This window comes from Rhizobium tropici CIAT 899 (assembly GCF_000330885.1).
Lineage (GTDB): Bacteria > Pseudomonadota > Alphaproteobacteria > Rhizobiales > Rhizobiaceae > Rhizobium > Rhizobium tropici.
The window spans coordinates 1,421,333-1,438,792 of record NC_020059.1; the positions used below are offsets into that span (position 1 = coordinate 1,421,333).

The window sequence follows — 17,460 nt, forward strand, 5'->3', positions numbered from 1 at the left end:
ATGGATTCATTCGTTTCGACCTATCTCTGGCCGGCGCTGATCATGATCGGCCAGTCCCTGCTGCTCTTGGTCTGCCTGCTGGTTTTCATCGCCTACATTCTGCTTGCCGACCGTAAGATCTGGGCTGCCGTGCAGCTGCGCCGCGGCCCGAACGTCGTCGGTCCCTTCGGCCTGTTCCAGTCCTTTGCCGACTTGCTGAAGTTCATGTTCAAGGAGCCGATCATCCCGGCCGGCGCCAACAAGACCGTGTTCCTGCTGGCTCCGCTGGTTTCGGTGGTGCTGGCGCTGTCGACTTGGGCCGTCGTGCCTGTCGCGCAGAACTGGGTCGTCGCCGATATCAATGTCGGCATCCTCTACATTCTGGCGATCTCATCGCTGGAAGTTTACGGCATCATCATGGGCGGTTGGGCTTCGAACTCGAAGTATCCGTTCCTCGGCGCGCTCCGCTCGGCGGCGCAGATGGTGTCCTACGAAGTCTCGATCGGCCTCGTCATCGTCACCGTGCTGCTCTGCGTCGGTTCGCTGAACCTGACGGATATCGTGCTCTCGCAGCAGACAGGCCTCGGTACCAAGCTCGGCCTGCCGGCCTCGTTCCTCGACTGGCACTGGCTGTCGCTGTTCCCGATGTTCATCGTGTTCTTCATTTCGGCGCTGGCTGAAACGAACCGTCCGCCGTTCGACCTTCCGGAAGCGGAATCGGAGCTGGTTGCTGGCTTCATGGTCGAATACGGTTCTTCGCCCTACATGATGTTCATGCTCGGCGAATATGCCGCCGTCGTCCTCATGTGCTCGCTGACCACGATCCTGTTCCTCGGCGGCTGGCTGCCTCCGGTCGATATCTGGATCCTGAACTGGGTTCCGGGCATCATCTGGTTCCTGCTGAAGTCGTGCTTTGTATTCTTCATGTTCGCGATGGTGAAGGCATTCGTGCCGCGCTACCGCTACGACCAGCTCATGCGCCTTGGCTGGAAGGTTTTCCTGCCGCTGTCGCTCGCCATGGTCGTTATCGTTGCATTCGTGCTGAAGCTGACGGGATGGGCATGATGATGTCGATTCTCGCTTCAAGCAGATTTGGAGGTTGAAGATGGCCGGAATTTCCAACGCTGTCGGCTCGCTGTTCCTCAAGGAATTTGTCGGCGCATTCTTTTTGTCGATGCGTTACTTCTTCAAGCAGAAGGCAACGATCAATTACCCCTTCGAAAAGGGGCCGGTCAGCCCGCGCTTCCGCGGCGAACATGCGCTGCGCCGCTATCCCAACGGCGAAGAGCGTTGCATCGCCTGCAAGCTCTGCGAGGCCATCTGTCCTGCCCAGGCCATCACCATCGAGGCCGGGCCGCGCCGCAACGACGGCACCCGCCGCACGGTGCGTTACGACATCGACATGGTGAAGTGCATCTATTGCGGCTTCTGCCAGGAAGCTTGCCCGGTCGACGCGATCGTCGAAGGGCCGAACTTCGAATTCGCCACCGAGACCCGCGAAGAGCTCTACTTCGACAAGGCGCGGCTTTTGGACAATGGCGACCGCTGGGAACGCGAAATCGCGCAGAATATCGCGATCGATTCGCCGTACCGCTGAGCGGAGTTTTGAATATGCCGTGACGGGCGGCCAAGCGTCGCCGTCGCGGTTGAAACTAGACCGGAGCTTTGTCGGACCTGTCGTCCGGCCGAGCTCCATCGGGCAGGGAAACTCCCGGCTGCCCGGGGGAAGACGAAAAAGGCACCAACATGGGTCTGCAGGCTCTTTTTTTCTATATCTTCGCCTTTGTCGCTGTGGCGTCGGCGTTCATGGTTATCTCGGCGCGGAATCCGGTCCATTCGGTCCTGTTCCTCATCCTGGTTTTCTTCAACGCGGCCGGCCTCTTCCTGCTGATGGGGGCTGAATTCCTGGCGATGATCCTGCTGGTCGTTTATGTCGGCGCCGTGGCGGTCCTCTTCCTCTTCGTCGTCATGATGCTGGATATCGATTTCTCCGAGCTCAGGGCCGGCATTCTGGAATATGCCCCGATCGGCGCTTTGATCGGCGTCATCCTTGCGGCCGAGCTGATCGTCGTTATCGGCGGCAGCGTGATTTCACCGACCATTGCCAAGACCGTCGCCATGCCGATCCCGGCCTTGACGCAGCGGACGAACACCGCCGCACTCGGCGACGTGCTCTATACCAACTACGTTTATTTCTTCGAGATCGCCGGCCTCGTTCTGCTGGTCGCGATGATCGGCGCAATCGTGCTGACGCTGAAGCATCGCACGCACATCAAGCGCCAGAACATTTCCCAACAGGTCGCCCGCACGCCCGCGACCGCCGTCGAGGTGGTCAAGGTCAAGCCGGGGCAGGGCGTCTGAGGCGAGGCACGAGGGTCAAAGGAACAACAACATGGTCATCGGACTTTCCCATTACCTCACGGTCAGCGCCATCCTCTTCGTGCTCGGCGTCTTCGGTATCTTTCTGAACCGCAAGAACGTCATCATCATCCTGATGTCGGTCGAGCTCATATTGCTCGCCGTCAACATCAACATGGTCGCCTTCTCGTCGTTCCTCAACGACATCGTCGGCCAGGTTTTCGCTCTATTCATTTTGACCGTCGCCGCGGCTGAAGCCGCGATCGGTCTTGCAATTCTCGTCGTCTTCTATCGTAACCGCGGCTCCATCGCGGTCGAAGACGTCAACGTGATGAAGGGCTGATAAAGCTATGTTCTTATATAAGGCTATCGTCTTTCTTCCCCTGATTGGCGCTATTATCGCTGGCCTTTTCGGCCGTGCGATCGGCGCCAAGGCTTCGGAATATGTTACCACCGGCCTGATGATCATCGCGGCCGTCCTCTCGTGGATCGTCTTCTTCACGGTGGCGCTTGGCCATACGGATGGCCCGATCAAGGTTGAAGTCCTGCGCTGGATCCAGTCCGGCGGCATCGACGTTTCCTGGGCGCTGCGCGTCGACACGCTGACCTCGGTGATGCTGATCGTCGTGAACTCGGTTTCGACCCTGGTTCACGTGTATTCGATCGGATACATGCATCACGATCCGCATCGTCCGCGCTTCTTCGCCTATCTCTCGCTCTTCACCTTCGCCATGCTGATGCTGGTGACCTCCGACAACCTCGCCCAGATGTTCTTCGGCTGGGAAGGCGTCGGTCTCGCCTCCTATCTGCTGATCGGCTTCTGGTTCAAGAAGCCGTCCGCCTCGGCTGCCGCGATGAAGGCCTTCATCGTCAACCGCGTCGGCGACTTCGGCTTCGTGCTCGGCATTGCCGGCGTCTTCGTCCTCTTCGGCTCGATCAATTTCGACGTCATCTTCGGCAATGCCCAGAGCTTTGCTTCCGGGCAGGGCGGCCAGCCGACCGATATCGTGCTCAATTTCCTCGGCATGCATCTCGATCGCGGCCATGCGCTGACGGCCGTCTGCCTGCTGCTGTTCATGGGCGCGATGGGTAAATCGGCGCAGTTCCTGCTGCACACCTGGCTGCCGGACGCCATGGAAGGCCCGACGCCGGTTTCCGCACTTATCCATGCCGCGACCATGGTCACCGCCGGGGTATTCCTCGTCGCCCGCATGTCGCCGATCTTCGAACTGTCGCAGGATGCGCTGACCTTTGTCACCATCATCGGCGCGATCACGGCCTTCTTCGCCGCGACCGTCGGCCTCGTGCAGAACGACATCAAGCGCGTCATCGCTTATTCGACCTGTTCGCAGCTCGGCTACATGTTCGTAGCCCTCGGCGTCGGCGCTTATGGCGCTGCGATTTTCCATCTCTTCACCCACGCCTTCTTCAAGGCGCTACTCTTCCTCTGCGCCGGCTCGGTCATCCACGCCGTCGACGGCGAGCAGGACATGCGTCATATGGGCGGCCTGCGCCCACATATCCAGAAGACCTTCTGGATGATGGTCATCGGCACGCTGGCAATCACCGGCGTCGGCATCCCGCTGACCCATATCGGTTTCGCCGGCTTCCTCTCGAAGGATGCGATCATCCTGGCGGCCTTCGCCTCGCACAATGCAGCGGCCGGCTTCGCCTTCACGCTGCTGGTCATCGCCGCGATGTTCACCAGCTTCTATTCCTGGCGCCTGATCTTCATGACCTTCTTCGGCAAGCCGCGTGCTTCGCACGAGGTCATGCACCACGTGCATGAATCGCCGAACGTAATGCTGATCCCGCTTTACCTGCTGGCGATCGGCGCCGTCGCCGCGGGCATGTATTTCAACGCCGATTTCGTCGGCCATGCCTACGAGGAATTCTGGAAGCATGCGCTGTTCACGCTCCCGGACAACAAGATCCTCGAGGAAATGGAACATGCGCCTGTCTGGGTTGAGCTCAGCCCCTTCATTGCCATGCTTCTCGGCCTTGTCACCGCCTGGTACTTCTACATCAGGTCGCCGGAAACGCCGCGCCGCCTCGCTCAGCAGCAGCGCGTCCTCTACGAGTTCCTGTTGAACAAGTGGTACTTCGACGAGCTTTATGACTTCCTTTTCGTCCGCTCCGCCAAGGCGCTTGGCCGCTTCCTCTGGAAGAAGGGCGATATCGGGGTCATCGACACCATCGGCCCGAACGGCATTGCCGCCCGCGTCGTCGACGTCACCAACCGTGTCGTGCGCCTGCAGACCGGCTACCTCTATCACTACGCCTTCGCGATGCTGCTCGGTATCGCAGCCCTCGTTACCTGGATGATGCTCGGGAGTTCCCTCTGATGACCGATTGGCCTATTCTTTCAACGGTCACCTTCCTGCCGCTGGTGGGCGTTCTCCTTCTGCTGTTCACGCAGGGGAACGGCGCCAACGGCCGCCGGAACGTCCTGAACATTTCGCTGGCGACGACCATCGTCACCTTCATCGTGTCGCTGTTCGTCTGGATCTGGTTCGACAATGCCAATCCGGGCTTCCAGCTCGTCGAAAAGCATGAGTGGCTGACGGGCGGCATCAGCTATCACATGGGCGTCGACGGCATTTCCATGCTGTTCGTCATCCTGTCGACCTTCCTGATGCCCTTTTGCGTGCTCGCAAGCTGGCTCTCGGTCGAAAAGCGACTGAAGGACTACATGATCGCCTTCCTCGTCCTCGAAACGATGATGGTCGGCGTGTTCACGTCGCTCGATATCGTGCTGTTCTACGTCTTCTTCGAAGCCGGCCTCATTCCGATGTTCCTGATCATCGGCGTCTGGGGCGGCAAGGATCGCGTCTACGCCAGCTACAAGTTCTTCCTCTACACGCTGCTCGGCTCCGTGCTGATGCTGCTCGCCATCATGGCGATGTACTGGCAGGCCGGCACGACCGATATCCCGACGCTGCTCGCCTACAAGTTCCCGCCGCAGCTGCAGACTTGGCTATGGCTCGCCTTCTTCGCCTCCTTCGCGGTGAAGATGCCGATGTGGCCTGTCCATACCTGGCTTCCCGACGCGCACGTTCAGGCGCCGACGGCAGGCTCGGTCATCCTGGCAGGCATCCTCCTGAAGCTCGGCGGCTACGGCCTCATCCGCTTCTCGCTCGGCATGTTCCCGAACGCTTCGGAATATTTCGCGCCGCTCGTTTTTGCCCTTTCGGTCATCGCCATTATCTACACCTCGCTGGTCGCGATGATGCAGGACGACATCAAGAAGCTGATCGCCTACTCGTCGGTCGCCCACATGGGTTACGTGACGATGGGTATCTTCGCGGCAAACCAGCAGGGCGTGCAGGGCGCGATTTTCCAGATGCTGTCGCACGGCATCGTCTCGGGCGCGCTCTTCCTCTGCGTCGGCGTGATCTATGACCGCACCCATACCCGCGAAATCGCGGCTTACGGCGGTCTGGTCAACAACATGCCGAAATATGCCGTCGCCATGATGGTCTTCACCATGGCGAACGTTGGTCTGCCCGGTACCTCCGGCTTCATCGGCGAATTCCTGACCCTGATCGGCGTCTTCCGCGCCAATACGTGGGTTGCGCTCTTTGCCGCGACTGGTGTGATCCTGTCGGCAGCTTACGCGCTCTGGCTCTACCGCCGTGTCATTTTCGGCGCGCTGGAGAAGGAGAACCTGAAGAAGCTTCTGGATCTGTCGCCGCGTGAACAGCTGATTCTCTATCCGCTGATCGCGCTGACGATCCTATTCGGTGTCTATCCGGCTCCGATCTTCGATGCCACGGCGGCTTCGGTGGATCTGCTGGTGAACAATTATACCGCTGCCCTGCACGCTGCGCAGAATGTTGCGCTGTCGATGAATTGATGACGGGACTTATTCGACATGACTGCTGACACAATTCTTGCAAGCCTGCATCTTTCCATTCCGGAGCTCATCCTCGCGGTCGGTGCGCTTGTGCTGCTCATGATCGGCGTCTTCTCGGGCGAGCGGTCGGGACCCACGGTCACCGGTCTTGCCATCGCGGTCCTCGCGGTGGCAGGTCTCTGGATCATCTTCGTGCCGGGCGAGGGCCTCGCCTATGGCGGCGCCTACCTTGCCGACGGCTTCTCCCGCTTCATGAAGATCGTCGCGCTGGTCGGCTCGATCGTCGCCATGTTCCTCAGCATTGGCCAGGCGCGCGAGCTGCAGCTCGATCGCTTCGAGTTCCCGGTGCTCCTTTTGCTCGCGACCCTCGGCATCCTGCTGATGATCTCGGCGCATGACCTGATCTCGCTCTACCTGTCGCTGGAACTGCAGTCGCTGGCCCTTTACGTCGTTGCCGCCATCAACCGCGACAGCCTGAAGTCGACCGAAGCCGGCCTGAAGTATTTCGTCCTCGGTGCGCTGTCCTCCGGTATGCTGCTTTATGGCATGTCGCTGGTTTATGGCTTCACCGGTCACACGAGCTTCGATGCGATCGCGACCGCACTCAGCGCCGAAACCCGTTCGCTCGGCCTCGTCTTCGGTCTGGTCTTCGTGCTTGCAGGCCTCGCCTTCAAGATCTCCGCCGTGCCGTTCCACATGTGGACGCCCGATGTCTACGAAGGTGCGCCGACCCCGGTCACAGCCTTCTTCGCGGCGGCACCCAAGGTTGCCGCCATGGCTATCCTGACCCGCATCGTGGTCACGGCTTTCCATCCGGTCCTGGCCGATTGGCAGCAGATCATCGTCTTCATCTCGATCGCCTCGATGTTGCTCGGCTCGTTCGCGGCGATCGGTCAGCGCAACTTCAAGCGACTGATGGCCTATTCCTCGATCGGTCACATGGGCTATGCGCTCGTCGGCCTTGCCGCCGGCACCAAGACAGGCGTCTCCGGCGTCATGCTCTACATGGTCATCTACATGGTCATGACGCTCGGCTCCTTCGCCATCATCATGGCGATGCGCCGCAAGGATGGCCGTCAGGTCGAAAACATCGACGATCTCGCTGGCCTTTCGACGACCAATCCTTTCATGGCGGTGGTCCTGACCGCGCTGATGTTCTCGTTGGCCGGCATTCCGCCGCTCGCAGGCTTCTTCGGAAAGTATTTCGTCTTCGTTGCTGCCATCCAGGCGCATCTCTATGCGCTCGCCATCATCGGCGTTCTGGCTTCGGTCGTCGGCGCTTACTACTATCTGCGCGTCATCAAGGTGATGTGGTTCGATGAAGCCAAGGATGAATTCGCACGCACGGCTGGTTCGCTGCGCCTCGTCTTCGGTCTCTCAGGTCTGTTCGTCATCGCCTATGTCTTCTTCGGCGGCGCAATCGGCGGTGCCGCCGATCTGGCCGCTGCGACGCTGTTTTGATGGCGTCTGACATGAATAGCCGGAAGTCGCTCGCCGACTTCCGGCATGATGCGCTTCAGGAAACCTCGTCCACAAACAGCGTCTGTCTCGAACGGGCGCGCGCCGGCGACACCGGAAACCTTTGGGTCACCGCTGAGCGCCAGACGGGGGGACGCGGCCGCCGCGGTCGTCCCTGGGTGTCGGAAGCCGGCAATCTCTACGCATCTCTTCTTCTGATCGATCCCGCTCCCATGGACCGCCTCGGCTCTCTGCCGCTTGCGGTGGCGCTCGCCGTGCATCGGGCGGTACGCGGCGTGCTGCCGCTCGCCGCCGAGCCGGTCGAGATCAAATGGCCGAACGATATCCTGATCGGCCGCAAGAAGACCTGCGGTATCCTGATCGAAGGCGAGGCGCTGCCGGACGGCCGGTATGCGCTCGTCATCGGCATCGGCATCAACATTGCCGTCATGCCTGACAATCCGATGTATCCGGTCACATGCCTGAGGCAGCAGGGCTCAATGGTGTCGCCGGACGAGCTGTTTGCCCATCTTTATGCCGCGATGTCGGAGGCGCTCGACGTCTGGAGCCGCGGCAAGGGTATTCGGGAAATCACCGCGCGCTGGCGTGAATTTGCGTGCGGCATCGGGGAAAAGATCACGGTAAACTTGCCGGATCGCTCGATTTTGGGCCATTTCTCGGGAATCGATGATAATGGCTTGTTGATGCTCGAAACCGAGGACGGCAGGATCATGCCGATCGCGGCGGGCGACGTTTTCTTTAGATAATGGTTGGGGATCAGATGGCGAAGCAAGACGAATTGGTGTTTCTGCCCCTCGGCGGCGTCGGCGAAATCGGCATGAATCTCGCGCTCTACGGCTACGGTCCGGCGGAGCAGCGCCAGTGGATCATGGTCGATTGCGGCGTCACCTTCCCGGGGCCGGATCTGCCGGGTGTCGATCTCGTCCTGCCGGACATCCGTTTCCTCGCCAAGGAACGCAAGAACCTCAAGGGCATCATCATAACCCACGCGCACGAGGATCACTACGGCGCGCTTAATGATCTTTGGCCCGGGCTGAACGTTCCGATCTACGCCTCGGCCTTCACCGCCGGCCTTCTCGAAGCCAAGCGCGATTACGAGAAATCGATGGGCGAGATTCCGGTGACGCTGTTCAAGGCCGGCGACCGCATCAATGTCGGCCCGTTCGAGATCGAAGGCGTGGCCGTCAACCACTCGATCCCCGAGCCGATGTCGCTGATGATCCGCACACCGCTCGGCAATGTCGTCCATACCGGCGACTGGAAGATCGATCATGAACCTTCGCTTGGGCCGCTGACCGACGAGGCCCGCTTCCGCCAACTCGGCGATGAAGGTGTGTTGGCACTGATGTGCGATTCCACCAACGCGTTGCGCGACGGCGTTTCGCCTTCGGAAAAGGACGTCTCGGAAAGCCTGCGCAAGATCATCGAGGATGCCGAGGGCAGGGTGGCGATCACGACGTTCTCGTCGAATGTCGGCCGCATCCGCACCATTGCCGAAGCTGCCGAAGCTGCTGGCCGGGAAATACTTCTGCTTGGCAGTTCGCTGAAACGCGTCGTCGACGTCGCTCGCGATATCGGCATCATGGAAGGCATCAAGCCGTTTATCGCCGAAGATGAATATGGCTATATCCCGCGCGACAAGGTCGTGGTCATCCTGACTGGCAGCCAGGGTGAGCCGCGCGCAGCGCTTGCCAAGCTCTCCCGGGACGAGATGCGCAACGTCGCATTGGCCGCTGGCGATATCGTCGTCTTTTCCTCGCGCGCCATTCCCGGCAATGAGAAGGCCATTCAGGACATCAAGAACGGTCTGATCGAACAGGGCGTTCATGTGGTCACGGATGCCGAGGCGCTCGTGCACGTTTCCGGCCATCCCCGGCGCAACGAATTGCAGAAGATGTATGAATGGACGCGCCCGAAGGTCGTCATCCCCGTGCATGGCGAGGCGACGCATCTGACCGCCCATAAGGAATTGGCCGAACAGAGCGGCATTGCCACCGTACCGCGCGTGCGCAACGGCGATGTCGTGCGCCTTGCGCCCGGTCCGGTCGAGGTGATCGGCGACGCCCCGCATGGGCGCATCTTCAAGGACGGTATTCTGATCGGCGATTTCGACGAGATGGGCATCGGCGAGCGCAAGAAGCTTTCCTATGTCGGCCATGTCGCCGTCAATGTCGTGCTCGATGCCCGTTACGACATTGTCGGCGACCCCGATCTCGTGCCGATCGGCCTGCCGGCCTATGATGATGAAGGTGAGGAGATGGAGGACACGCTCTTCGATGCCATCGTCAGCGCCGTCGAAAGCATTCCGCGCGCTCGCCGCAAGGATCTGAATATGCTGCAGGAGGCGGTACGCCGCGCGGTGCGCGCCGCCGCCAATCAGGGCTGGGGCAAGAAGCCGATGGTGACCGTGTTCGTGACGCGCACCGGCGGCTGAGTTCAACGGCCGATCGGGGAGGAGAGTACCGTGCTGGGACGGATCAATCACATCGCGATAGCCGTACCTGATATTGCGGCGGCTTCTAAGGCCTATCGTGAAACGCTCGGTGCTACAGTATCCCAGCCGCAGACACTACCGGAACACGGCGTTACCGTCGTTTTCGTAGAACTGCCGAATACCAAGGTCGAACTGCTCGAGCCGCTGGGTGAAGCCTCGCCCATCGCTGCCTTCCTGGCCAAGAACCCGGATGGCGGCATGCACCACATTTGTTATGAGGTCGCCGACATCCGCGCGGCTCGCGATAGACTTGTTGCGTCGGGAGCACGCGTGCTCGGCAATGGCGAGCCGAAGATCGGCGCGCATGGCAAGCCCGTGCTTTTCCTGCATCCGAAGGATTTCTTCGGCACGCTTATCGAGCTTGAGCAGGTGTGACACCGGAGCGGGATGATTTTTGCCGGAACTGGCCTAGAATATCAATCCGCATTAGAGCGTTTCCCATTCATGTTGGATCGTATCCGCATGAGTTGAAATAGTTTTGGGCCTCCTGCGGCTCGACCAAATCGATGATCTTTCCGATCCTGTCCCATAGGCCGGTAACGGTTCTCTCGGCAGCCTTTCGCAGGAGTGCCTTCAGCTTGGAAAAGGCCTTCTCTATGGGGTTGAAGTCCGGGCTGTAGGGCGGAAGGAACATCATTGTCGCGCCTGCCGCTTCGATGATTTCCCGCGCCGCCGGTCGTTTGTGGCTCGACAGATTGTCAAGGATGACGACGTCGCCCGGTTTCAACGTCGGCACCAGAACCTGAGCGACATAGGCCTCGAACCACTCACCGTTGATCGGCCCGTCGATGACAAGCGGTGCGACCATTCCTGTGCTCCGTAGGCCGGCAACCAATGTGGTTGTCTTGCGGTGACCATGAGGGAACCCCATCCGCAACCGCTCGCCCTTCCTGCATCGTCCATGAGTGCGGGTCATATTGGTCGCCGTCCAGGTCTCGTCGATGAACACGAGCCGCTCCGGGTCGAGATCGAGTTGGTCCTCGAACCAGCATTGCCGTTTTTCCAGGATGTCTGGACGGCTCTGCTCTACCGCATGGCCAGTCTTTTTTTGCGCGTCTGTTCGTGCCGAACCAGAAACCGGTGCAGGGCCGACTTGCTGGCAATGATACCCTGGGCCGCAAGAGCGTCACGAAGCTCGAACAACGTCCCATCCCGGTGCTCTGCGAGCCAGGCCATGATCAGACCGGCATGAGCTTCAATTTTGTGGGAGTTGCGGTCGCCACCGAGTGGACCGGGACGAACGTTCCCTTGCCGGACTTGCAGGTTACGCCAACGGCTCACGCTTGCCGCACTGACGCCGAAACGCTGGGCAGCCTCCCTATGCGATGCACCGCCGTCAACGGCGGCAAGCACACGTATGCGAAGATCAACGGAAAGCGCTCTCGACATATCTGCCGACCTCCATCGGCAGATAGCTTGAATCAGAATGCAAGCGATTTGCAAAGCCTTCGATTCAATCAGTCAGGGAAACGCTCTAAGTGCGCTGATCTGCGCTTTGAAAGACAACTGTTTTGCCCCTATAAGCAGTTTGGAAGAGGAAGAGACGAGCGGGCTCGTCTCGAAGGGAGCATAATGGCACAGCAGATCATCGCCAGTTTCGCCGTTTATTTCGTCGTCTGGTGGATTACGCTTTTTGCCGTCCTGCCGTTCGGTCTGCGCACCCAGGCCGAAGACGAGCATGTGATTCTAGGTACGGTCGAAAGTGCACCGACGAAATTCCGCGCTTGGCGAGTGGTTCTAATCACGACGTTGGTGTCGGCTCTTCTGTATGGCACCTGGTATGTTGCCTCGCATTATTTCGGGCTGGGCATAGATTCCATTCCGAGGTTCGTGCCGAACTACAATTGATGGAAAGGGCGCGGTAAAACACGGATCGATCATTTGAGCCTTCTCTTTGCTTGCGCCTCGCAATCGCCATCAATTCGTCACACGTCTGTCATGTGCATGGCGCATCAAATCCCGGACGATATTTGAGTTGTTCTGCTGAAAGGCTGAAGACACTTTCTCGCAATTGGACTGATCTGCAGTAGATCGAGCTGAGAAAGCAAAAAAAAACAAGGCTAAAAGCCTTGTTTTAAAGTATCGCGTGATCCTTATCCGTTACCGGGGCAGCGAACGAGCGCGCCTAAGATCTGATCCTCCCAAGACTTGACCGCGAAACGGCAAGAATTTAGCCTTCCTGCCTCTTTTGTGAGCTAAAATTAGCTCAAACATTGAGCTTTGTCATCCTTTTTTTTGCTTTTTTGCTACACTCGCGCAGAATTTTTCTGTTGACGGATTTTCGCCGTAAATCCTTATAAATGTGCGCTTTTTCGAAACAGCCGAAATAGGCGCTTTCCCCTGGATTTCCGGGCTTTTACCAAAATCTTCTGTTGAAGAATGCGGGTTTCCTTCCTACGCCGAAGCAGTTATGAACTGCCTCCTGTACATAATTTGCTAACGATTCCGCCGCGAGCGGAACGTCAAACCATCTGGAACAAGCGTCATGCGTCTGTCTCGTTACTTCATGCCCATCCTGAAGGAAAATCCCAAGGAGGCTGAAATCGTTTCCCATCGGCTTATGCTGCGCACCGGCATGGTCCGGCAGCAGTCGCAGGGTATCTATTCCTGGCTACCGCTGGGCAAGCGCGTGCTGGACAAGGTCAATAAGATCATTCGCGAGGAACAGAACCGTTCCGGCGCCATCGAGCTGTTGATGCCGACACTGCAGTCGGCCGAGCTTTGGCAGGAAAGCGGCCGTTATGACGCCTACGGCAAGGAGATGCTGCGCATCAAGGATCGGCAGGATCGGCCCATGCTTTATGGTCCGACCAACGAGGAAATGGTCACCGACATCTTCCGGTCTTACATCAAGTCCTACAAGGACTTGCCGCTGAATCTCTATCACATCCAGCTGAAGTTCCGTGACGAAATCCGCCCGCGTTTCGGCACGATGCGCTCGCGCGAATTCATGATGAAGGATGCCTATTCCTTCGATCTGACGCAGGAAGGCGCCGTGCAATCTTATAACAAGATGTTCGCCGCTTATCTGCGCACCTTCAATCGGCTCGGCCTGAGAGCAATCCCGATGCGCGCGGATACCGGTCCTATCGGCGGCAATCTCAGTCACGAATTCATCATTCTTGCCGATACCGGCGAGTCCGAAGTTTTCTGCCACAAGGATTTCGTCAATTTCGACATTCCTGGCGAAGACACGGATTTCGACGATATTGCCGGCCTGAAGAGCATTTTCGACAAGTGGACTTCGGTCTATGCCGCAACCTCGGAAATGCATGACGAAGCCGCCTTCAATGCTATTCCTGAAGAGGATCGCCTGTCTGCGCGTGGCATCGAGGTCGGCCATATCTTCTATTTCGGCACGAAGTATTCCGAGCCGATGGGCGCGAAGGTGCAGGGTCCCGACGGCAAGGAACATGCTGTCCACATGGGATCTTACGGTATCGGCCCGACACGCCTTGTTCCCGCCATCATCGAAGCATCGCATGATGAGAACGGAATCATCTGGCCGGCCTCGGTCGCGCCGTTCGATGTCGTGGTGATCAACATGAAGGCTGGGGACCTGGCCTGTGACGAAGCTTGCGAAACGGTTTATGCCGCGCTGTCGAAGGCCGGCAAGGACGTGCTGTACGACGATCGCGACGAGCGCGCCGGAACGAAGTTCGCCACGGCCGATCTGATCGGTGTGCCCGTGCAGATCATCGTCGGCCCGCGTTCGATCGCGAGCGGCGAAGTGGAAGTGAAGGACCGTAAGACCGGCGCTCGCGAGACGATGACGGTCGAGGCAGCGATCAATCGGCTGGCAGGCTGATTGACGATACAAAGGATGAAAGGCGAATGGCGGTGAGCGCGGCAGTGGAACAGCAGGAAAATTCGTTCAAGGCCAGCCCATCGTCTCGCCCGTTCTCCGGTTTCGAACGGCTCGTCGCCTGGCGCTATCTGCGCTCCCGGCGCAAGGAAGCCTCGATTTCGGTGATTGCCGGCTTCTCGTTGGTCGGCATCATGCTCGGTGTCGCTGCCCTGATTATCGTCATGGCCGTGATGAACGGTTTCCGCGCGGAGCTCTTCAAGCAGATTCTCGGCTTCAACGGTCATGTCGTCGTGCAGCCGATTGATTCGCCGTTGAACGATTATTCTGATCTGGCAAAGAAGTTTTCTGCCGTTCCCGGCGTCACCATGGCCTTGCCGCTCGTCGAGGGCGAAACGCTCGCCTCTGGCCGCGGCGGCTCCGGCACCGGTGCGCTGGTGCGCGGCATCCGCTCGGAAGATCTGACCAAGCTCAAAACGGTCTCCGATCACGTCGTTTCCGGCGACCTGGTCGGCTTCGCTTCTGGACAAGGTGTTCTGGTTGGCAGCCGGCTCGCGCGGCAATTGGGTCTCACGGTCGGCGATCAGATCACCCTTACGGCACCGGATGGCGACGTCACGCCTTTCGGCGTCAACCCACGCGTCAAGGCCTATACGATTTCGGGAATCTTCGAGGTCGGCATGTCGGAATATGATTCTTCCGTCGTCTTCATGCCGCTGGAGGAGGCGCAGGTCTTTTTCAATGCCGAGGGAATTGTCGAGAAGATCGAGCTCTTCATCACCAATCCGGATGACGTCGATCAATTGCGGCCGAAGATCGAAGAGGCGGCGGGGCGGCAGATTTTCCTGACGGACTGGCGGCAGGTCAACGCCACTTTCTTCTCAGCCCTTCAGGTCGAGCGCAACACGATGTTCATGATCCTGACGCTGATCGTTCTCGTCGCCGCGCTGAATATCATTTCCGGCCTGATCATGCTGGTGAAGGACAAAGGCAGCGATATAGCCATCCTGCGCACTATGGGGGCCACGTCGGGCGCGATCATGCGCATCTTCTTCATGACGGGGGCGGCGATCGGCGTCGTTGGAACGTTCGCCGGCGTCATACTCGGCGTCCTGGTCTGTCTCAACATCGAGTCCATCCGCCAGTTCTTCTCCTGGATTTCCGGCACCGTGATTTTCAATCCGGAGGTCTATTTCCTCAGCAAATTGCCGGCCCAGATGAATCTCAGCGAGACCATCTCCGTCATCGTGATGGCACTCACTCTGTCCTTCCTTGCCACCATCTTTCCCGCCTGGCGGGCCTCGCGGCTCGATCCGGTGCAGGCGCTGCGCTACGAATAAGGATATTTCATTTGATGAAACGCAACGTCGTTCTCCAGCTCTCTGGCGTGGAGCGTCACTACGGGCAGGGCGAGACGCGGCTGTCGATCTTGAAGGGGGCGGATTTCACGCTGCACAGCGGCGAGATTGTTGCCCTCGTCGCGCCGTCAGGAACGGGTAAATCAACGCTTCTGCATGTGGCCGGGCTGCTTGAGCATCCGGATGACGGCGAGGTGCTCGTCAACGGTCAGGCCTGTGAGGACTTGTCTGACGATAGACGCACGGCCGTGCGCCGCAGCGAGATCGGCTTCGTCTATCAGTTCCATCACCTGCTTCCGGAATTCTCCGCGCTTGAGAATATCATGATGCCGCAGCTCATTTCCGGCCTTTCGCGGAAGGATGCCAGCGAGCGAGCCGCTCAGCTTCTCGACTACATGCGCATCGGCCACCGCGGTGATCATCGCCCCGCCGAATTGTCCGGTGGCGAGCAGCAGCGTGTCGCCATTGCCCGTGCGGTTGCCAACGCGCCGTTGGTGCTGCTGGCGGATGAGCCGACAGGCAATCTCGACCCGGCAACGGCGCATTACGTCTTCGATGCACTGGAGGCGCTGGTGCGCCAATCCGGTCTTGCGGCGCTGATCGCCACGCACAATCACGAACTCGCTGCCCGCATGGATCGCCGTGTTACATTGAGCGAAGGCAAGGTTGTGGAGGTCTGATCCCTTTACGGGATGATCAGGCCGCCGCGATAATCCAGTTCGTAAGCCCTGCGTTCGCTAACAACGATAGTTTCGTAGCCGCTGAAATGGTGGCAGTCGCCGATGTTTTCATCGATGTAAAGCCCATAGGCATGCTCGAACTCGAAGCCGCCGAGAAAGCGCCTTTCGTCAAGATGGAGCCGCAGCAGGGCCGCCTTGATCACCATGCCGGCGCGCGTTCCGTCGATCAGGTCGTGTTCGACGATATGGCCGAAATAGTTCATGGCCCATACCGGCTCGCCGTCATGCCATACGAGCTCTTGTCCGGCGAAGTCCGTGCCGCCGAAATAGCTGTCGAGATAGCGCCAGCGGCCGCTCGCATAGCCAATGTCATGCGAGCCGCTACGGCAGGATGGCAGCCTCTCGCCGTCACCGACATAGGTTTCGGTTTTGGCGACGACAATAAAATCGTTCAGCTCGGCAAGATCCGGCATGACCCTCTCCAATTTTGGTGAGCGGCCAAGATGCCATTCAATGTGAGATTTGTAAAGAACAAAAGGAGAACATTTGCTAGCGATGGCTGCTTTCGCAGGCCTTCTGGCCGATATCATCCTGCCAGTCCTGTATGCTGACGGTCTTGGCATCGGCCTTCAATATCTTGTCGTCCTTAGTCACCTTGCCGGTCAGAACGTTATAATCGCAGCTATAGCTGTTACCGGGTTCGAGGTTGTCACGAAAATCGTAGCTATAGCCGGCAACCAAAAATGCGCCGTTGCGATAGGCAAGCGTCAAAGTCTGATGCCATCGGTCGCGCCCGATCGCATCGTTCTGCGAGGTGACCGCGATTGAACCGTTCGGCAGTGCGGCGATCGATGGTTCCTGGCCGTAGATGCCGCCAGGCTCAGCGCGGCCCCATACCTTATCAGGGGCGGCGGCGGCAAGCTTGAGTAGCTCGTGCTCCTTGTCGCGGAGATAGATATAGATCCCGATCTCATAGTCGGCCTGATCATTCGGCGGCATCGTCACCAGTAACGCAAGGTCCGGCTTGCCGTCCTTATTCCAATCGCCGATCGCCGCATCGATTATGCGGTCGGAAGCAATGGTGTCTTCGGCGCGAGCCGCGATTGCGGTCAAAAGAAGAATGAGAGCGCAGCCAAGTGACTTCATCGTGATCCCCCGGTTTGCCTCTGCATAGCGCCCGGCCGCGCCGACGTCCATTGCAGGCTAAAAAGTCGCTTGATGAAATTTATTGATGCTTCTATTGACTCTCGAACAAAAATGGAACAAAAAGAAAACATAACGAGTAAGGAGCGCCTAAATGACCGACATTATTCGAGACGTTGCAGCATTCACTTCCATCGTCATGTTCGTCGCCAGCTTTTCCCTCATCATGATGGCGATGTAAGTTTTATCCCCCGTTTGCGCATGCTGTTCCCATATTTGATGGGGGCAACTTCTGGACTTTACGGTCC

17 protein-coding genes are annotated in these 17,460 nt (G+C 58.8%); 14 read left to right on the forward strand and 3 right to left on the reverse strand.

Annotated features, from left to right (window positions below):
• From nuoH to mce, 10 genes are all read left to right on the forward strand, one after another.
• Complete coding sequence (nuoH, locus tag RTCIAT899_RS06875; protein WP_015339512.1) at nucleotides 1-1,044, forward strand: NADH-quinone oxidoreductase subunit NuoH; 1,044 nt, start codon at nucleotides 1-3, stop codon at nucleotides 1,042-1,044.
• 40 nt (nucleotides 1,045-1,084) lie between these two features.
• A complete protein-coding gene (gene nuoI, locus RTCIAT899_RS06880) occupies nucleotides 1,085-1,576 on the forward strand; it encodes an NADH-quinone oxidoreductase subunit NuoI (RefSeq protein WP_015339513.1) in 492 nt (163 codons plus the stop codon).
• Between the two features lie 149 nt (nucleotides 1,577-1,725).
• On the forward strand, nucleotides 1,726-2,340 hold the full coding sequence (locus RTCIAT899_RS06885) for an NADH-quinone oxidoreductase subunit J (RefSeq protein WP_015339514.1): 615 nt from the start codon (nucleotides 1,726-1,728) through the stop codon (nucleotides 2,338-2,340).
• Between the two features lie 31 nt (nucleotides 2,341-2,371).
• Nucleotides 2,372-2,680 carry an NADH-quinone oxidoreductase subunit NuoK gene (nuoK, locus tag RTCIAT899_RS06890; protein ID WP_007689961.1) on the forward strand — a complete coding sequence of 103 codons (309 nt, stop codon included), beginning with the start codon at nucleotides 2,372-2,374 and terminating at the stop codon, nucleotides 2,678-2,680.
• Nucleotides 2,681-2,687: 7 nt separating this feature from the next.
• Nucleotides 2,688-4,682 (forward strand): NADH-quinone oxidoreductase subunit L, encoded by a 1,995-nt coding sequence (nuoL, locus tag RTCIAT899_RS06895; protein WP_015339515.1) that lies wholly within the window; start codon nucleotides 2,688-2,690, stop codon nucleotides 4,680-4,682.
• Nucleotides 4,682-6,193: an NADH-quinone oxidoreductase subunit M gene (locus tag RTCIAT899_RS06900; RefSeq protein ID WP_015339516.1), complete on the forward strand. Its 1,512-nt coding sequence runs from the start codon at nucleotides 4,682-4,684 to the stop codon at nucleotides 6,191-6,193. The genes nuoL and RTCIAT899_RS06900 overlap by 1 nt, the downstream gene beginning before the upstream one ends.
• Nucleotides 6,194-6,211: 18 nt before the next feature.
• A complete protein-coding gene (gene nuoN / locus RTCIAT899_RS06905) occupies nucleotides 6,212-7,654 on the forward strand; it encodes an NADH-quinone oxidoreductase subunit NuoN (protein ID WP_015339517.1) in 1,443 nt (480 codons plus the stop codon).
• Complete coding sequence (locus RTCIAT899_RS06910; protein ID WP_041677354.1) at nucleotides 7,654-8,418, forward strand: biotin--[acetyl-CoA-carboxylase] ligase; 765 nt, start codon at nucleotides 7,654-7,656, stop codon at nucleotides 8,416-8,418. Before nuoN ends, RTCIAT899_RS06910 begins: the two co-directional genes overlap by 1 nt.
• Before the next feature lie 14 nt (nucleotides 8,419-8,432).
• Nucleotides 8,433-10,106, forward strand: a complete 1,674-nt coding sequence (locus tag RTCIAT899_RS06915) for a ribonuclease J (protein WP_015339519.1) — start codon at nucleotides 8,433-8,435, stop codon at nucleotides 10,104-10,106.
• Nucleotides 10,107-10,136: 30 nt separating this feature from the next.
• Nucleotides 10,137-10,541 (forward strand): methylmalonyl-CoA epimerase, encoded by a 405-nt coding sequence (mce, locus tag RTCIAT899_RS06920; RefSeq protein WP_015339520.1) that lies wholly within the window; start codon nucleotides 10,137-10,139, stop codon nucleotides 10,539-10,541.
• A gap of 67 nt (nucleotides 10,542-10,608) precedes the next feature.
• On the opposite strand, the gene RTCIAT899_RS31855 is transcribed toward mce, so the two are convergent.
• Nucleotides 10,609-11,555 (reverse strand): IS630 family transposase gene (locus RTCIAT899_RS31855; protein WP_085999170.1). Its coding sequence is split into 2 segments (ribosomal slippage): nucleotides 10,609-11,216 and nucleotides 11,216-11,555, totalling 948 coding nucleotides; the frame shifts between segments, so codons are not numbered across the junction.
• A gap of 183 nt (nucleotides 11,556-11,738) precedes the next feature.
• Between RTCIAT899_RS31855 and RTCIAT899_RS06935 the strand changes: the two genes are divergently transcribed.
• The 4 genes from RTCIAT899_RS06935 (at nucleotide 11,739) to RTCIAT899_RS06950 (ending at nucleotide 16,009) form a co-directional block, all read left to right on the forward strand.
• Nucleotides 11,739-12,014, forward strand: a complete 276-nt coding sequence (locus tag RTCIAT899_RS06935) for a DUF1467 family protein (protein ID WP_015339523.1) — start codon at nucleotides 11,739-11,741, stop codon at nucleotides 12,012-12,014.
• A gap of 637 nt (nucleotides 12,015-12,651) precedes the next feature.
• Nucleotides 12,652-13,974 (forward strand): proline--tRNA ligase, encoded by a 1,323-nt coding sequence (gene proS, locus RTCIAT899_RS06940; RefSeq protein ID WP_015339524.1) that lies wholly within the window; start codon nucleotides 12,652-12,654, stop codon nucleotides 13,972-13,974.
• A gap of 26 nt (nucleotides 13,975-14,000) precedes the next feature.
• Nucleotides 14,001-15,311, forward strand: a complete 1,311-nt coding sequence (locus RTCIAT899_RS06945; protein ID WP_015339525.1) for a lipoprotein-releasing ABC transporter permease subunit — start codon at nucleotides 14,001-14,003, stop codon at nucleotides 15,309-15,311.
• Between the two features lie 14 nt (nucleotides 15,312-15,325).
• Nucleotides 15,326-16,009 (forward strand): ABC transporter ATP-binding protein, encoded by a 684-nt coding sequence (locus RTCIAT899_RS06950; RefSeq protein ID WP_015339526.1) that lies wholly within the window; start codon nucleotides 15,326-15,328, stop codon nucleotides 16,007-16,009.
• 5 nt (nucleotides 16,010-16,014) lie between these two features.
• On the opposite strand, the gene RTCIAT899_RS06955 is transcribed toward RTCIAT899_RS06950, so the two are convergent.
• Together RTCIAT899_RS06955 and RTCIAT899_RS06960 are read right to left on the reverse strand one after the other, a co-directional pair.
• Entirely contained in the window at nucleotides 16,015-16,482 is a 468-nt protein-coding gene (locus RTCIAT899_RS06955) for a DUF5680 domain-containing protein (protein WP_015339527.1), read from the reverse strand.
• A 76-nt stretch (nucleotides 16,483-16,558) separates the two neighbouring features.
• The gene (locus RTCIAT899_RS06960) at nucleotides 16,559-17,155 is read right to left on the reverse strand and encodes a hypothetical protein (RefSeq protein ID WP_015339528.1); all 597 of its coding nucleotides are present in this window, start codon (nucleotides 17,153-17,155) and stop codon (nucleotides 16,559-16,561) included.
• Nucleotides 17,156-17,460 lie beyond the last annotated feature (305 nt).

Bases quoted from the DNA above. Each gene is read 5' to 3' on its own strand.
- RTCIAT899_RS06900 (WP_015339516.1), top strand. From the start codon at position 4,682: ATGACCGATTGGCCTATTCTTTCAACGGTCACCTTCCTGCCGCTGGTG.
- RTCIAT899_RS06885 (WP_015339514.1), top strand. From the start codon at position 1,726: ATGGGTCTGCAGGCTCTTTTTTTCTATATCTTCGCCTTTGTCGCTGTG.
- RTCIAT899_RS06950 (WP_015339526.1), top strand. From the start codon at position 15,326: ATGAAACGCAACGTCGTTCTCCAGCTCTCTGGCGTGGAGCGTCACTAC.
- nuoH (WP_015339512.1), top strand. From the start codon at position 1: ATGGATTCATTCGTTTCGACCTATCTCTGGCCGGCGCTGATCATGATC.
- RTCIAT899_RS06945 (WP_015339525.1), top strand. From the start codon at position 14,001: ATGGCGGTGAGCGCGGCAGTGGAACAGCAGGAAAATTCGTTCAAGGCC.
- RTCIAT899_RS06960 (WP_015339528.1), bottom strand. From the start codon at position 17,155: ATGAAGTCACTTGGCTGCGCTCTCATTCTTCTTTTGACCGCAATCGCG.
- proS (WP_015339524.1), top strand. From the start codon at position 12,652: ATGCGTCTGTCTCGTTACTTCATGCCCATCCTGAAGGAAAATCCCAAG.
- RTCIAT899_RS06935 (WP_015339523.1), top strand. From the start codon at position 11,739: ATGGCACAGCAGATCATCGCCAGTTTCGCCGTTTATTTCGTCGTCTGG.
- nuoI (WP_015339513.1), top strand. From the start codon at position 1,085: ATGGCCGGAATTTCCAACGCTGTCGGCTCGCTGTTCCTCAAGGAATTT.
- RTCIAT899_RS06955 (WP_015339527.1), bottom strand. From the start codon at position 16,482: ATGCCGGATCTTGCCGAGCTGAACGATTTTATTGTCGTCGCCAAAACC.
- RTCIAT899_RS06910 (WP_041677354.1), top strand. From the start codon at position 7,654: ATGGCGTCTGACATGAATAGCCGGAAGTCGCTCGCCGACTTCCGGCAT.
- RTCIAT899_RS06915 (WP_015339519.1), top strand. From the start codon at position 8,433: ATGGCGAAGCAAGACGAATTGGTGTTTCTGCCCCTCGGCGGCGTCGGC.
- nuoL (WP_015339515.1), top strand. From the start codon at position 2,688: ATGTTCTTATATAAGGCTATCGTCTTTCTTCCCCTGATTGGCGCTATT.
- nuoK (WP_007689961.1), top strand. From the start codon at position 2,372: ATGGTCATCGGACTTTCCCATTACCTCACGGTCAGCGCCATCCTCTTC.
- nuoN (WP_015339517.1), top strand. From the start codon at position 6,212: ATGACTGCTGACACAATTCTTGCAAGCCTGCATCTTTCCATTCCGGAG.